Below are 16,322 nucleotides of genomic sequence, written 5' to 3'. Positions count from 1 at the left end.
CGCCCTTACTAAATCCATCTTTAGGTGCATCTTTGATCTCTTCGTTTACAACCCATTTATGATTGTTTACTTTTTTATTTCCATTTGTAGGTTTATAACTTACAACATAGGCATATGTTTTATACGCACCTTTTACAGTAGCTTCTGCACCTTTCATACCTGGCATATGCCCTGCTGTAATCGTTACTTTATCTCCCGCTTTAAATTCACCTTCATTAGTTGATTTCATCTCTTCAGGAACTTTAATTTCATCATTATGCTTCATATGGGCCTCACTTTTTTGATCTTTAGTATTTTTATCTTTTTCATCATTATTGGAGCAAGCTGATAATATTAGTAATGATCCTAATATCATAAAAAATAATTTTTTAATCATAATAAAACGCCTACCTTTTATTTTAATTTTAATGTAAAAGCATTAATTGCAACGATAATCGTACTTAATGACATTAAAATAGCTCCTATTGCAGGTGATAAAATCAAGCCAATAAATGCTAAAACACCGGCTGCTAGAGGTACAGCAACAATATTATAACCTGCACCCCACCATAAGTTTTGCACCATTTTTCTCATAGTATTATTTGAGAGAGTCAAGAAATGGATAATATCTGATGGATTACTTTTAACGAGTATAATATCAGCTGACTCAACTGCTACATCCGTTCCTGCGCCAATTGCAATACCAATATCTGCTCTTATAAGACTTGGTGCGTCATTGATACCGTCTCCGACCATCATTACTTTTTTACCACTACGTTGATAATCTTTTATGATACTTTCTTTATCTTCTGGCTTGAGTTGTGCGTGCACATCACTAATACCTAATTCTTTTGCGACAGCTTTTGCTACTTCTTTATTATCACCTGTAAGCATGACTGGTGTAATATGTCTTGATAGTAAATCAGCTACCATTTGTTTTGAGCTTTCTTTAATTTGATCTCCTTGAGTAATCATGCCAATGACTTGTTGTTCATCAATTAAATAGCTGATTGAATTGCCTTGTTGTGCTAATTTTTTAAATAAGTTATTGTCATACTCAAATCCGTGCTGATCAAGATAAGAGACATTTGTTATTTTATATTTTTTATTATCAATACTTCCTTCTAATCCAACACCCGGAATGTTATTAACGTCTTGCGGATTATCATAAGAAATTTTCTTACTTTCCGCAAAATCTACAATACCTGTAGCTAATGGATGGTTAGACTGACTTTCTAATGAGGCAAAAAGACTTAATATAGTATCATTGCTTAATCCTTCTTTAAAACTTTCATAATGATTTACAGAAAAGTTACCCTCAGTTAAAGTACCGGTTTTGTCCATCATTACATAATCGATATGTTGAGCTATTTCTACAGACTCTCTATTTTTAATAATTAAGCCATTATGTGCACCAATTGAAGTAGAACGTGCAGTAACTAAAGGTATTGCCAAGCCTAAAGCATGTGGACAGGCAATGACTAATACAGTTACAAGTCGTTCTAATGCAAAATCAACATCATTTTGAATAAGCATCCAAATGATAAACGAAATCACACCGGCACTTACAGCAAAGTAGAATAAATAACCCGCTACTTTATCAGATAACAATTCAGCACTAGATTTATCATTTTGTGCTTGATTAACAAGTCCCATAACTTGAGAAAGATATCCATCTTCTCCCACAGCTGTAACCTTGACTTGTATTGTTCCAGACCCATTAATAGAACCCCCGATGACATTGTCATTTTGATTTTTTTGGACTTTTTTAGATTCTCCAGTGACTAGGGATTCATCTATAGATGTTTGTCCTTGAACGATAATACCATCTGTTGGAATGCTTTCTCCGGCTTTTACTTCGACGATATCATCAGTCATGATGTCTGATATTTTAACTTCTTCGCGTTGGCCATTATCCATAACTTTAATCGCACTATTAGGTAACAGTTCTGCCATTTTCTTTAAAGCATCTCCAGCATTTCCGACAGCATTCATTTCTATCCAATGTCCTAATAGCATAATTAAAATTAAGGTTGCTAATTCCCAAAAAAAGTCCATTGTATGACCAGTTGCACTACTAAAGTTATTCATATAAAAAGCATACAAGCTATAAATATAAGCTACTGAAATACCTAGGGCAACTAAGGTCATCATGCCTGGTTTTTTTGAAGCAATTTCATCTTTACCACCAGACAAGAACGGTTTACCACCATAAAAGAATAAAATTGTACCTAATATTAACACTACCCATTCAGAACCTGGAAATGTGAATTGAAAAGGTAATTTAACGCCCATCATTGGCGATAAAAGGATGATAGGTATTGCAAAAATTAATGAAACAAAAAACTTAACTTTAAAATTTCCATGATGATGTGCATGGCCACTATGATGATGTGAGGCATGGTTATCATGATGCATTTGATTGGAATGATTCATGTGATTTTGATGATTATGCGCTTCACCATTATTCTTCAAATTAATCCCTCCTAATAAAAACGTGATAGTAAAGTTACTTATATCATAACATATACCCCCCTAGGGTATAAATAGTTTCGACTTATCTCTATTTATGGATTTATTTATATCATTCTGAAAATAATGTCTACACGTCCTACATTAGACCTTGTCATCGATGTTTAAAACAAGGTTTTAATTAAATGTATTATTGCAAAAAGTATCATCTATATAGATATTTGTCTATATAGATGATATTCTATAATAAAGGAGGGATGACATACATATGTCTTATAAGGAACTATCATTACAATTAAAAGTTTTATCAGATCCAAGTCGATTAGAAATATTAGACTTATTATCTTGCGGTGAATTATGTGCTTGTGATTTATTAGCGTATTTTCAATTTTCACAACCTACATTAAGTCATCATATGAAAATTCTAGTAGATAATGAATTAGTATCTACACGAAAAGACGGTACTAAGCGCATGTACCGCCTTAATCATAAGTCCTTAGAATTGATCAACAAAAAATTAACTTATATTAGTTCTCCTACTCAACAATGTATGTGTAAAAAGATAAAGACAGGTGAATGTAAATCATGACTATTTTAGCGATTATTATTTTTCTTTTAACTCTTATGTTTGTTATTTGGCAACCTAAGGGTTTAGATATTGGTATTACAGCATTGATTGGTGCTATTATCGCCATTATTACAGGCGTTGTTAGTCTCTCGGATGTTATTGAAGTTACAGGCATTGTTTGGAACGCTACTTTAACTTTTGTCGCTGTTATACTCATTTCATTAATTTTAGATGAAATTGGATTTTTCGAATGGGCAGCTATACATATGGTCAGAGCTTCAAATGGTCATGGGTTTAAGATGTTTGTCTACATTATGTTGTTAGGCGCTATTGTAGCAGCCTTCTTTGCGAACGATGGAGCTGCATTAATTCTCACTCCAATCGTGCTCGCTATGGTAAGAAATCTTGGGTTTAATCAAAAAGTTATTTTTCCTTTTATCATTGCAAGTGGATTCATTGCAGATACTACATCTCTCCCATTAATTGTAAGTAATTTAGTAAATATTGTTTCTGCTGACTACTTCAATATTGGATTTATTGAATATGTAAGTCGCATGATGATTCCCAATCTATTCTCTTTACTTGCAAGTATCGTGGTATTATGGCTATATTTCAGAAAAGTTATTCCTAACCATTTTGAAATTAAAAACCTTAAAACACCTGATCAAGCCATTAAAGATCCAAAATTATTCAAGTTTTCATGGATTGTTTTATCAATCTTACTCATTGGTTATATAGTTAGTGAATTTATTCAAATTCCAGTATCGATCATTGCTTGTTCAATTGCGTTTATATTTACTGTATTGGCCTATCAATCAAGCGTTGTAAACACGAAACAAGTGATCAAAGGCGCACCTTGGAATATTGTGCTCTTTTCTATAGGAATGTATTTAGTTGTATTTGGTCTGAAAAACGTGGGTATTACTGCACTATTAGCTAATATTCTATCAAGCATATCAAACTATGGACTGTTTAGTAGTGTTATAGGTATGGGCTTCATATCCGCATTTCTTTCAGCAATTATGAATAATATGCCTACCGTATTAATTGATGCAATTGCTATTGGACAATCTGCAACTACTGGTTTAATCAAAGAAGGGATGATTTATGCTAATATCATTGGTGCAGATTTAGGACCTAAAATCACACCTATCGGCTCCTTAGCAACACTACTATGGTTACACGTTTTAACACAAAAGGGAGTAAAAATTTCATGGGGCACATATTTTAAAACAGGTATTGTTATTACGATTCCTGTTTTGTTTATCACCCTGTTAGGGTTATATCTAACACTTATTATTTTCTAAAAAAAGAGGAGACTATTTATGGATAAAAAAACAATTTACTTTATATGTACAGGTAATTCATGCCGTAGCCAAATGGCTGAAGGTTGGGGTAAAAAAATCTTAGGTGATGAATGGCAAGTATATTCTGGAGGTATTGAAGCACACGGTGTAAATCCAAAAGCAATCGAAGCTATGAAAGAAGTTGGAATTGATATATCAAATCATACTTCTAATTTAATTGACGAAAACATACTACATCAATCCGATTTAGTAGTAACTCTATGTAGTGATGCTGATCAAAACTGTCCTGTATTGTCGCCTAATGTAAAAAAAGAACATTGGGGATTTGATGATCCAGCAGGCAAACCTTGGTCAGAATTCCAACGTGTTAGAGATGAAATCAAAGCAGCCATTGACTCATTTAAGGCTAGATAAATTTTAAGCGTCTCAATATCATTGAGACGCTTTTTTTAATATGCCATTTTAGACGATTACAGAGTTTTAAAATGATGAGCACACTTTAACTTTATTAAAATTCCCTTCTATTAAGAACGTTGAACGACTCAATGTGAGTTATTGCAATACACTATTTTTAATTTTCACTTTCTCACCGGTTTTAATTTTATCGTATTGCTTTTTCGGGACAACAACTAAACGTTTGCCTTTATTAGTTTGAACGGTAATGGTATATAATTTCTCATGCGCTTTCATTTGTTGTTTCAACATATTTTTTTGGTATTCAACACGATTGGTTTTATCTTTATACATACCGGATGTAATAAAATAAAAATATAACCAATTATTATAATATGAAGTGGCCATAAATTGTGACGTATATGAAGCTCCTGGTCTATATCGATGTCTTGTAGACACCATTGATCGTGCTTGTTGAGACTGAATTTTACCAGTGTCTTGTTTGAATTTTGATGTCTTGTTATTATATGTAATACTATTTGTTCGACTAGCTTGTTGAGCTGCACGCTGACTTGATTGTTTTGCAACTCGTGAAGCATTCATTGTACTTGAACGACTCATTGACGAACTTGAAGACGTTGAACTTCTAACCGCAGAAGATGACGAACTACTACTCGAACTTGAGCTACTAGTGCTTGAGGTTACAGCTTCTAAATTTGTAGACAATATACAAAGCGAAGTCACATTAAAGATTATCATTATACTTATCATTTTTAATACTTTATACTTCACCCACTCACCTCTTACTCTTTAGACACTTCATCTTTAGCAGTAACTTGTCCTTCAATATCGTCATCGCCATAAATCATATATGGTGGACGATAGACATGAATCTTTTTGCCATCTTTAATTATATAAGGCTTTTTATTTCCATCATTTAAAATATGTTCATAAACGTGTTCTAAATCCGTCTTTTGTAAATGTGATTTACCATTTTTATCTTTATATTTTATTTCCACATTGGGTGTATCTTCTGAACCATTATTTAGCACTTCATAATACTCATATGTATATTTCTCTGACTTTTGACTATCTTTAGAAGGTTCTTTCTGCTCTCCTGATGTTCCGCAAGCCGCTAAAATAAAGGATAAACCCAATAGACTAGCTAATAATATTATCTTTCTCATAAACACCCTCCTCTACTCATTTGCATTGTAACATTCTTAGTCCATTCATTTCCAAGTGAGTGATACATAACTTATTTTATCTTTAACACTTTTATATACATTTTAATATATCAATTGTGAGTTATTTCATTTTTAATTATTTTTGTTAAACTATATTTAAAATCATCGATCACTTTTACTTATAAGTTTAACTTTTAAATACAAAATATGATGAGTAAGGAGAGATAGCTATGTCAATATGGTTTGTTTTATTACCTTCACTATCTTTTTTAGCCGTTATGATCATAGGGTATATTTGTACTAAAATCTTTATTCGCTAATATACGGGTCGCCTTATACTATCGCTATACTTCACTTATTGTGTTTGCTTATTGATCACACATTGTAAGTAAATGGCTAGTAATATTTCTTTCTCTACTCTAGTGCTGTGAATGTGTATAGTGTGTTTTTCGCCTCTTTTTTTAGTTCGCTTGCTTTTTGAAATATCTAAAAAACTACGCTTTGCGGTTAATACTACGTCATTCTCAAATGTAATTTTGGTTTCATTACTAAAAAATGGATTGCTTACATCAAACACCTCAGATTTGTAATTAAACATATAAGGAAGTTGTTGCTTTCCCCCACTTTTAAAGAACTGTTTCATCTCAAGTGTACCTACTTCTTCATTATTCAAATACATCGTATATTGATGTCTATTCGCTACCCCATGTTTACGAATTATTTTTACATCTTTCTCACTAGAAGTCATATATAGACTATATTTTGTTTGAATACCAAAGAGACTCAATAATTTATGAAATATATTAACAAAAACGGGTTTATACGTTATTGTTTCGTTACCATATATCACATTGCTTTGATTCTCAATGATATATAAAGGCATTTGTACAAAGAATTCTCCCGCTTTAAAATCTTTATTATTGAGACGTTTATTAATGAGTGGATGCTTTTTTTGTAAATGTTTTCTAAAAAGCAAAACGCCTACTATAATTATAGTAACTATTCCCCAAACTAACCATGTACTCCAAAGCGGAACCTTGAATAATGATGATTTTCCCATAAGTACTAAAAACGTGTTTATTAAGTTAAATATGAGAAGCACTATCCATATCAGTGCTTCACGAAACATCGTCATTATTCATTTCTCCTTTATTTAATAAGTAAGTTTATAATATATCATGCAATCTATTTTTTTATTGCTTTTGTGAGGTACTTTTGCGTATCGGTTAATGAGGCGGTTTTTTATACTTATATGAATTTTAATGGTTCTTATACTTTTTTATATGAACTTATTGTATCACTAACTAATCATCTTATTGAAAGACAGAAACGTAATTATTAGTTATTGCGGAATCCGGAATGTAAAGTTTCTGAATACGTGAAAAAAGACAAATTCTATTGAGTTGTATAAAATTTATCTCTACCTGTTAATTATATTTTTGGTTAGATTATTTATTTTTCATGTGTTCTTCTTTCATTCTCACAAATATCACGTCATGACCTGTTTTTAGAATAACTATTTCTATCATTTTTACCAATTTCAATATATTTTTCTAAATCTGTAAAATTCATATTTCTATTTCTTGAATCCAATGTTCACTTAAAAATAAAGTTTAAAACTTGTTCTAAAAATTCCATTCTAGACAATTTCTATGTATGTTTTGAATAATAGTAGAAGTCTGAAGAAAAACAATTGAGCATTATATCAACCTTAAAAGTCAAGACTTTCAATATTCTTTTTTTAAATTGCAATTTAATCAAATCAGCTAGTGAATGATAAAATGGAATATGGATTAAGGATCCAGCAGGGTTTGAGGACTTTTCAATAAACGATAGAATTGTAAAGTTTGTCTCTTTTAAATTCAAAAAATAGCTTAAAATGCCAAAAACACGTTAATAAGGAGAATTATTTCTATGTTTTTCTAAATACGTATCAATTTCTTGAAATATAGCTTCAACCTACTTGTCCATAACTGATTCGCATAGACGTGCCTTGCTCTCAAAATGTCGATATAATGTCCTCCCACCTACACCAGCATATTTAGCAATATCTGACATCTTCATTTTTGTAATATCTATATTGCTATGTGATAACTCAATTGTTGATGACATAATTATATTTTTATTTCGTCTGCATCACTTCTAATTTTTTTTGGTCCCCGTGTCAAACTTAATATCCCTTTCCTTATTTAATGTTTTATTTCCAACGATACTTAACAATGATTTACAGGCAATTATTAACCAATCTCTATTAAAATGAATATCATACTACTTACAATAAAACTAGAGCATCCTTCACTTTTACGGTGAGGGAAGCTTTATTATTTATTTTTTCATTGTTACTATTGATTTATTTATTCTTAATACAAACAAATGTGAGAATTTTATAGGTTTCATAGTAAGAGTAATAAATCGAGAATAACAAGAAAATGAGAATTAGTATGTGATGAATTGTTAAAATAAAGTGTTCACAGTGAATGATGACTTATTCGTTATTTATATTTATAATGCAAATATATGAGAAAATTTTGGGAGTGGAATTATGAAACTAAGAGCATTAGAGTATAGTGATTTACTTTTTGTTCATGAATTAAATAATGAATATTCTATTATGGCTTATTGGTTTGAAGAACCTTATGAATCCTTAACGGAACTTCAGTATTTATTTGATAAGCATTTATTAGATGAATCGGAAAGACGTTTTATTGTTGAAGATGAAAATCAAGTCGTAGGTATTGTTGAATTAGTAGAAATTAATTACATCCATCGTAATTGTGAAATACAAATAATTATTAAACCTGAGTTCAGTGGTAAAGGTTATGCAAAATTCGCATTCGAAAAAGCGATAAATTATGCATTCGATATATTAAACATGCACAAAATTTATCTATATGTTGATACAGATAACAAAAAAGCTGTGCATATATACGAGTCACAAGGATTTAAAACAGAAGGATTACTCAAAGAGCAATTCTATACTAAAGGTAAATATAAAGATGCCTATTTTATGTCATTATTGAAATCTGAATATATTTTGTAGCATAAAAATAACTCATATATTCATTTAGGTAGGTTCAAACCTAAATTACTTCTACTAAAATTGAAATGAGCTTCACTCGAATGTCCGTAAGAGGAATAAATAAAGTTAAAAGAGAATTTGGATTTGTATGAACGGCACTCAATATGAGAAAAGTAGCAGCTCAACCAGCTGAAAATAATCAAAAAATTTATAAAAAAGGGCACTGAACCCTTAAAATGAGAACTTAATAAAAACACTATGTTCTAGGCTGCTCATTCTCTGTATTTTACAGGGGATAAGTAGCCTAGTTTTTGTTGAAAATCCTGCTGCTTTCATTTCAACAGCTTTATACTTTGTTTCTACTGAATAAGAAACTCTTTTCATAGAAAAAAATACCTCTGTATGATTCATTTTAATATGAATTCAAAGAAAATGTTTTTATATAATTCTCACTAATTGGAGTCAGTTAATTTATAAAAACTCATTTACTGGTTCTTTTTAGAAGGTTATGTATCAAACTCTTTGTTTTCCTATCAGCTTTTTTCTAATAAATAAAGGCAAGATGTATATAACATCTCGCCTTTGTTCTAAAATAATTATAAATTATTAATATATTTTATTCACATTTATTTTATCTATATACTAATCCACCATCAGTTAGAATGGACTGATTAGTAATATAATCAGAGTTATTAGAAGCTAGGAATGATACTAAGTTTGCAGCATCAGATGGTTCTCGATATCTTCTAAGTTTAATTTTTGAAGAAAAGGTTTCAAACGTATACTCTATTTTGAGGCTATCATCAAGTTTAACCATTTTTTCATCAATACGATCCTATATTTTAGTTTTAGCAACACTTGAGCAATAAGCATTTACAGTGATGCCTTTATTCACTAATTCTTTGGCAGCTGTTTTACCTATATCTATCTGCCGTCTTAATTATCTATCACCCTTAAAACAAGGTGATAGTAATCAAGCAATAATATTTACTGCGCCAACTCCCGATTTAAGCATCTACATTCTTTCTAGGAATTAAACAATACGCGGCAATAAATGCGATAAACACTAAACCTGCCCCCACGATAAATGCGATTGTAGCTGCAAATTGTGCTGGATGATTGACAGACAATGCTGTATAAATTGTAGTTATAACAGCGATACCGAATGCTGCACCGAGTGTAGAAGTCATTTTGATAATTCCTGATGCAGTACCAGCTTTTTCTGCCGGAACATTAGATACAGCTGTAGATAGCGCTGGTGTCGCAAAGAAACCTAATCCTAGACCTATAAAGATAAATCCGATGCACGCCACAATATAGTAAATCATGTTAGGCAACGAAGTGAAGGCTAAAAGTATAATACCCACTGTAATTGATAAAGGACCTAACATAAGTGGCAATTGTGGCCCTCGATTTTGCATAAAACGTTCACCTACACGTATCATTAACAAACTACACAACATATATGGAATTGTAATTAAACCCGCTTGTGCGCCTGTTAAATGTTTATCATCTTGAACATAGATATTAAATAATGCAAGTGAGCCTATATCCATATTCACCATTAAATTAGCTAATGTTGTGCCAATATAAATATTATTTGAAAATAAACTAAAATCTATGAAAGGTTCATTTTGACGTTTTTCAAATATATAGAAAGCTATTAATGTCACAATGAATATGGCAATTAATATTACAATAATAGGATTTAACCATCCAATTCTATCACCTTGCGTTATTACTATGTTAATACTTAACATCATAATGACAAAAATAATGATACCGATAATATCAAATTTTTTATTATGTGCAGATTCATCTTTAGATTCTGGTATGCCTTTAAGCAATATTAAGGCAAGAATTGAGAAAATGATTGACAACACGAAAATCCAACGCCACCCAATAAAAGTGGCTATCATTCCAGCAAATAGTGATGCTAATCCTGTTCCACCATATGAACCAAATGACCAATAACTTAGTGCCTTTTGTCTTTCTTCACCATGAAAGAATGAATTAATTAACGCAATAGTTGCCGGAAGTAGGCATGCTGCAGATAAGCCTTGTAACACACGACCTACCAATAATAAAAGTGGCGCATGAGATATAATCAATGCAATAGACCCAAGTATACTAAGTATCAAACCTGCGTAAGTAATTTTAACTCGACCTATCTTATCAGATAAACCTCCTGCTACAACTATAAACACACCAGTTAAGAGTGATGTAAGACTGACCGCAATGTTAACAATACTCATATCTACATCATAGAAACGTTGCACATGTGGTGCGATATTCAAGAAAGACTGTGCAAATAACCAATATGTGAGAATCCCTAAAATAATCGCTACAATGAGTTGTTTTCCTTTATTAAACTGTTCACTCATCATTAAACGCCCTCCTGTTCTCCTTTATTTCATTACAGCACTTTGACCGGCAATGCGACCAAAAGTGAAAATATCTGCCAGTGCATTACCACCTAAACGGTTACCTGCATGTATACCACCAGCAACTTCACCAGCTGCATACAATCCTTTAATGATATGACCTTCTACATCAACGACTTGTGCATGTGTGTTGATTTTTAAACCACCCATAGTATGATGTATTGCAGGTTTTCGTGGTGTCGCATAGAATGGTGCTTTTTCGATTTTTAAATCAAATGCATTTTTATTAAAATCTTCATCATGTCCTTGTTCTACGAAAGTATTATATCTTTCAATCGTATTCACAAAAGTAGTTGTATCTATGTTTAATTTTTGAGCTAACTCTTCTAAGGTATTAGCCTTTATTAAAGTGCCATCTTCTAATTCTTGATCGATTTTGTCTTCAGTCGTATTCATAGCTAGCGCTTTAATATTTGCGTCTGCAATAATATAGAAGATGCCGTCTTTTTGTTCTAATGCTGCCTTAGATAATACATCTCTACTTTCAAATTCGTTAACAAAACGATGTCCTTCCTTATTAACGAAGACGAAGTTTGAAGGTGTCACGATTAATCCTGTGAATAATGCACCTGTCTTAGGATCAGAAATCGGCATCATTTGAGAGAATCCCATACCTACGATGTCAGCGCCTGCTTGCACACCTAAACGTATACCATCACCTGTAATTGCAGGAGAATTTGTTGTTTTAATATCATCTGGAATGTTATCCCAATACGTATTATATTGTTGTATCATTTTAGTATTCGCTCCAAAACCACCTGTGGCCAACACTACGCCGTGACGAGTGTGAATCTTAACTTTAGCACCATTTGCTTTACGTGCTTCAATACCAACAACTTGATTACCTTCTTTAATTAATTTTTCTGCAGTAGTTTCTGTAAAAATACGACCATGATGATGTTTAACGTAATCTCCTAGATTTTCAATGTACTCTAAACCTTGTGCTTTCATTGGTTTATGACCACGACGCCATAGTGCACCAACAGGCATATCTACAAATGAACGATCAAAATGTACCCCTTTATCTTTCAACCAGTATACTGATTCCAAAACATTATCTGTGAGTGTTTTAACTAAATCATAATCACCTGAAATTTCGACATTATTACGATCTTTACGTCTTCCACCTAGATACGTTTGAATGCGATGTAATTCAACAGAATCGAAAAGATAATCATCTTTATTGCTACTTTTTTCAAGGTAATCTTTAATTTGACGCTTTAAAGTATTGAAATCTTCAAGATAAGCCTCATCTATATCCTTTTCATCATGATTTAATAACTGTATCAATGTGTCTTTTTCACCAGCGAGTGCAGGGAATGCACTTTGCCATTTAGGCTCAGCAGCATTGACTTGACCACCTGTTCGGATGGTATTGCCACCTATAGCCGCAAATTTCTCAAGCATGATGACTTCTTTTCCTTCGTCTAAAACCGTAGCTGCTGCACTTAAACCAGCACCACCTGTACCAATCACGACTACGTCAGTCGTCTCTTCAACGACCTCATCAGACCACTGAACAACTGGTTTAGGACGTGCTCGTAAAATATCTGGATCTTCGCCTGCTTGTTCAATTGCATCTGCAATGCCCTGCACGATGCCTTCACTTGTTACTGTCGCACCTGATATGACATCGACATTTAACGTTTGTCCATTGATGATATCTTGAGGTAAACGTTCAAAAACTGGGTTCGCTATACCTTCAGACTCTCCACTATCATCTACTTCAATACTTACAATTTTATCTTCCGACAATTGAACTTTCATTGGTAGATTGCCATTATGACCTTTTGCATAAACATGATACGTGCCTTTGTTAAATTTCACTTTTTTATTTTGTAGTGCTTTTAATCTTTCATATTTACGATGTTCTTCTTCTTTATCTAAAATCATGAAGTCCATCACTTTCCACAGAGGAGATGGTATGTGAAGTACTTTTTGGTCATGTATATCGACAAATTGTTCAACTTCTTCGTTTTGTGAAATTTTATCCGTCCATTGAGGTTCTATTAAATAGGCTTTTCCAACGCTTAAAAGATCATAACCGAGTTCAAGGGCATGTTCTGCATCTTTTCGTTGCGCAATACTACCAACACCAATTAATGGAATTTGTGCCAACTGTGCACTTTTCATTTTATGATATTTATTAATTAAAGGTTCTGTATCTTCTTGATTCACTATGGACGTACGTTGGTAACTGTTTGCTGATATATGGAAGTAATCGGGTTCATATTTTGCTAAAGTATTTAGTAAAAACATTGTATCTTCAAAACGTATGCCTGGCTCTTCAATTTCTTCAGGTGAGAATCGATATCCTATTATAAAATGAGAGGCTTCATTTTCAGCAACGACATGTTGAACTTTTGTTAGTACTTCGATTGGGAATCGCGTACGTTTTTCACGACTGCCTCCCCATGTATCTTCTCTTCGATTAGAATGCGGAGAGAAAAATTGTTGTAATAAGTATGTGTTGGCACCATGAATTTCAACACCATCAAATCCTGCTTCTATAGCACGACGTGTCGCTTCTCCGAAATCTTCTATCATCTGATTGATTTGAGCATGTGTCATTTCTCTTGGTGGTACCGCATCAGGTCTTAATGCTGCAATAGGACTCGCAGATATGGGTTGTTCACCTTCATTGAACTTAGGATTCGCCATTCTTCCAGCATGATAAAGTTGTAAAATCGCTTTTGACCCCTTAGATTGAATCGCTTCTGCTAGACGTTTAAGTCCAGGTATTTTGTCATCGTTATCAATACCTATAGCCCCTGGGAAGCCTCTCCCATGGTTTTCAACAAAACAACTTTCAACAATAATTGCTGAAGCATCACCAGCCCTAAATTGATAATAATCAATCATTTCTGATGTAACACTTCCATCAAAATATCCAGCTTGGATAGTCATGGGCGCCATTAATACTCTATTTTTTAATTCGGCACCACATTTAAATTTAAAAGTATCAAATAATTCTTTACTCATAGCAATTCCTCCTAAGACATTGTGATTTTTTTCACATTTATACTTAAAAATAAAATACTCTTTATGAGTATTCTTTAAAATTTTATAAATACCTCTGCATTTTTGAAGTCATTAAAACGTTTCCATCTCTTGTCACAATGATGCCTTCAACACCATCTATGAGGTTTAATAATTCAATATTTTGTTGTGATTGACCAAAACTACAAATTGTACTCCATACCTCGCCATCAATCCCATGATCAGATATGATTGTCACGCTAACGATATCATTATCTACAGGATATCCTGTATTGGAATCCAAAATATGATGAAATAATTGATGTTCCTGTATGAAATAGCGTTCATAGATGCCGGAAGTAACAACTGATTGATGCTCTACATTTAATGTAACGAGTGATAATGCATCTTTATAAAAAGGATTGCGTACACCTACATGCCATTTTTCTAAAGTTTCCGGTTGTCTACCAATTGTTAAAACATTACCACCTAAATCGATAATGGCAGAAGCTACACCATGAGATAAAAAGTATTGCTGTAATTGATCAGCAAAATAGCCTTTTACAATGGCTCCTAAATCAATCTCCATTCCTGGTTGTGTAAGAAATACTTCATGTGTCTTTGAATTTAGAACAAGATTTTCAGGATTCATACACATTAAAGCGCGTTGTATATCTTCTTCTTTAGGTTTCAATGCATCTTTGAAACCAATTTTCCATAATTTAACTAATGGCCCTATCAATATGTTCATCTTAAAATTAGAAGATAGTGTAATTTCATAACCATAACGTATCATGTTAAACATCTCAGGATTAACCTTGACTGGTGCGATACCTGCATGTTGATTCACATTCATCAAATCTGATTTTGGATCATTAGCACTAAATTGAGATTCCCAATCATGAATTTTTAATTCAGCTTCTTGAAGTAATGTGTTCGAATGTTGATGTTCAATCGATAAACGTATCACCGTCCCCATTGCTTTAATCATTAGCGTTTCCACTTTTGATTCCCCCTCTATACGTGTATCACAACGCTAATATGTATATAAAATTTAAAAGTTATTTTAAATGAAATTATTACTTTAGTTTCTACATTCATATTAACACAATTTCAAATATTTGATTTTTACTTATTTAGATGTTCATAATTATGTCAAAAGTTAATCAAAGTATAAATTTTACTATTTTAAAAAATTCTTTATTATATATTTTTAATAAAAAAGAGTAGAACAGAAGCCATACAGAATTCTTTATTCCACTCTTCACACAGTACTATGATCTGTAACAACAATTATTGATATTCCATTAGTATATATGCTGTATACCAAAATAAAATAAGAAAGCATTTCCTTTAGATTCTTATAGTTCTTAAAAATATCTAATTCCTTTAAATCATTTATATTAGAATACCCACTGTAAAGAATACTTTCTTTTTTAGCAATTCTAAATATTTCATCTTCGCTAATAGATAGAAATATTGTTTATTCCATTCATCATATAATTTGAAATCATATGAGCTTAGAGTATGTATATGTAATAGTGTCTTATGGTATTTACCAAAATTTATTTTATCCTGTTCTTTCATCATCTTATAGGCTTTTTTCTACTTCTATGTCTTTCATTCGACACTCTCCAAAGATATATTTTCCATAATCTATTTTTTAGTTTTATTTATGATATGCTTCTGCATATCGGTTAATGATGCGGTTTTTAATTATATAATTTCATTTAATAAGGTAATGAACAGTTTTTTGATAAATGTTATTCTTCTAAAATTCTTTTTAATTTACACACTAAAAAATATCCTCCTTAACAATAATAAGTTATTTAAATTATTGATTAAGGAGGATATCTTTATATCTATTTATTTCTCAATCTAGAACTAGATTTTTATCGTGCTTTCAATTCATTTCCTGTCATCCATTTATGATTTTTAATGATTTTACCATTATCTTTGGATTTGTAATCAACT

Annotated in this window: 14 protein-coding genes and 1 pseudogene; 4 read left to right on the top strand and 11 right to left on the bottom strand. The window is 32.0% G+C overall.

All coding sequences use genetic code 11. The features are described 5' to 3' along the window. Window positions 1-376, bottom strand: a 376-nt coding sequence (locus HMPREF2629_RS01160; RefSeq protein ID WP_256325149.1) for a YdhK family protein, incomplete at its 3' end; no start/stop codon positions are given. A gap of 17 nt (window positions 377-393) precedes the next feature. After that, on the bottom strand, window positions 394-2,454 hold the full coding sequence (locus HMPREF2629_RS01155) for a heavy metal translocating P-type ATPase (RefSeq protein ID WP_070813067.1): 2,061 nt from the start codon (window positions 2,452-2,454) through the stop codon (window positions 394-396). Window positions 2,455-2,719: 265 nt separating this feature from the next. Between HMPREF2629_RS01155 and HMPREF2629_RS01150 the strand changes: the two genes are divergently transcribed. The 3 genes from HMPREF2629_RS01150 to arsC are packed head-to-tail and all read left to right on the top strand — an operon-like array spanning window position 2,720 to window position 4,740. Continuing rightward, on the top strand, window positions 2,720-3,040 hold the full coding sequence (locus HMPREF2629_RS01150; RefSeq protein WP_070813066.1) for an ArsR/SmtB family transcription factor: 321 nt from the start codon (window positions 2,720-2,722) through the stop codon (window positions 3,038-3,040). After that, window positions 3,034-4,326 (top strand): arsenite efflux transporter membrane subunit ArsB, encoded by a 1,293-nt coding sequence (arsB, locus tag HMPREF2629_RS01145; protein WP_176746861.1) that lies wholly within the window; start codon window positions 3,034-3,036, stop codon window positions 4,324-4,326. Before HMPREF2629_RS01150 ends, arsB begins: the two co-directional genes overlap by 7 nt. 18 nt (window positions 4,327-4,344) lie before the next feature. After that, window positions 4,345-4,740: an arsenate reductase (thioredoxin) gene (gene arsC, locus HMPREF2629_RS01140; protein WP_070813062.1), complete on the top strand. Its 396-nt coding sequence runs from the start codon at window positions 4,345-4,347 to the stop codon at window positions 4,738-4,740. Window positions 4,741-4,878: 138 nt separating this feature from the next. On the opposite strand, the gene HMPREF2629_RS01135 is transcribed toward arsC, so the two are convergent. The 4 genes from HMPREF2629_RS01135 to HMPREF2629_RS11335 form a co-directional block, all read right to left on the bottom strand. Then, complete coding sequence (locus HMPREF2629_RS01135) at window positions 4,879-5,511, bottom strand: hypothetical protein (RefSeq protein ID WP_070813060.1); 633 nt, start codon at window positions 5,509-5,511, stop codon at window positions 4,879-4,881. Between the two features lie 11 nt (window positions 5,512-5,522). Further along, window positions 5,523-5,906, bottom strand: a complete 384-nt coding sequence (locus HMPREF2629_RS01130) for a hypothetical protein (RefSeq protein ID WP_002488496.1) — start codon at window positions 5,904-5,906, stop codon at window positions 5,523-5,525. A 355-nt stretch (window positions 5,907-6,261) separates the two neighbouring features. Continuing rightward, window positions 6,262-7,041 carry a hypothetical protein gene (locus HMPREF2629_RS01125; RefSeq protein ID WP_070813059.1) on the bottom strand — a complete coding sequence of 260 codons (780 nt, stop codon included), beginning with the start codon at window positions 7,039-7,041 and terminating at the stop codon, window positions 6,262-6,264. 824 nt (window positions 7,042-7,865) lie between these two features. Next, window positions 7,866-7,964 carry a TetR/AcrR family transcriptional regulator gene (locus HMPREF2629_RS11335; protein WP_353961507.1) on the bottom strand — a complete coding sequence of 33 codons (99 nt, stop codon included), beginning with the start codon at window positions 7,962-7,964 and terminating at the stop codon, window positions 7,866-7,868. 484 nt (window positions 7,965-8,448) lie between these two features. Here HMPREF2629_RS11335 and HMPREF2629_RS01120 point away from each other — a divergent pair, with 484 nt between their 5' ends. Continuing rightward, complete coding sequence (locus HMPREF2629_RS01120; RefSeq protein ID WP_017175155.1) at window positions 8,449-8,946, top strand: GNAT family N-acetyltransferase; 498 nt, start codon at window positions 8,449-8,451, stop codon at window positions 8,944-8,946. A gap of 610 nt (window positions 8,947-9,556) precedes the next feature. On the opposite strand, the pseudogene HMPREF2629_RS10830 reads toward HMPREF2629_RS01120, so the two are convergent. The 5 genes and pseudogenes from HMPREF2629_RS10830 to HMPREF2629_RS11230 all read right to left on the bottom strand — a co-directional run. Next, window positions 9,557-9,841, bottom strand: a pseudogene (locus HMPREF2629_RS10830) (SDR family oxidoreductase); the annotation flags it as partial. A 91-nt stretch (window positions 9,842-9,932) separates the two neighbouring features. Next, entirely contained in the window at window positions 9,933-11,309 is a 1,377-nt protein-coding gene (locus tag HMPREF2629_RS01115; protein WP_029376768.1) for an MFS transporter, read from the bottom strand. Between the two features lie 24 nt (window positions 11,310-11,333). After that, a complete protein-coding gene (locus HMPREF2629_RS01110) occupies window positions 11,334-14,351 on the bottom strand; it encodes an NADH-dependent flavin oxidoreductase (RefSeq protein WP_049434320.1) in 3,018 nt (1,005 codons plus the stop codon). Between the two features lie 82 nt (window positions 14,352-14,433). Beyond that, complete coding sequence (locus HMPREF2629_RS01105; RefSeq protein ID WP_037541164.1) at window positions 14,434-15,339, bottom strand: FAD:protein FMN transferase; 906 nt, start codon at window positions 15,337-15,339, stop codon at window positions 14,434-14,436. A gap of 901 nt (window positions 15,340-16,240) precedes the next feature. After that, window positions 16,241-16,322, bottom strand: an 82-nt coding sequence (locus HMPREF2629_RS11230; RefSeq protein ID WP_256325153.1) for a DUF1541 domain-containing protein, incomplete at its 5' end; no start/stop codon positions are given.

Source organism: Staphylococcus sp. HMSC034C12 (assembly GCF_001835895.1).
In the GTDB taxonomy this organism is placed as follows: Bacteria; Bacillota; Bacilli; order Staphylococcales; family Staphylococcaceae; genus Staphylococcus; species Staphylococcus hominis.
The sequence above is the reverse complement of the archived record's forward strand: the minus strand, read 5'-3'. Positions and strand labels throughout refer to the sequence as shown.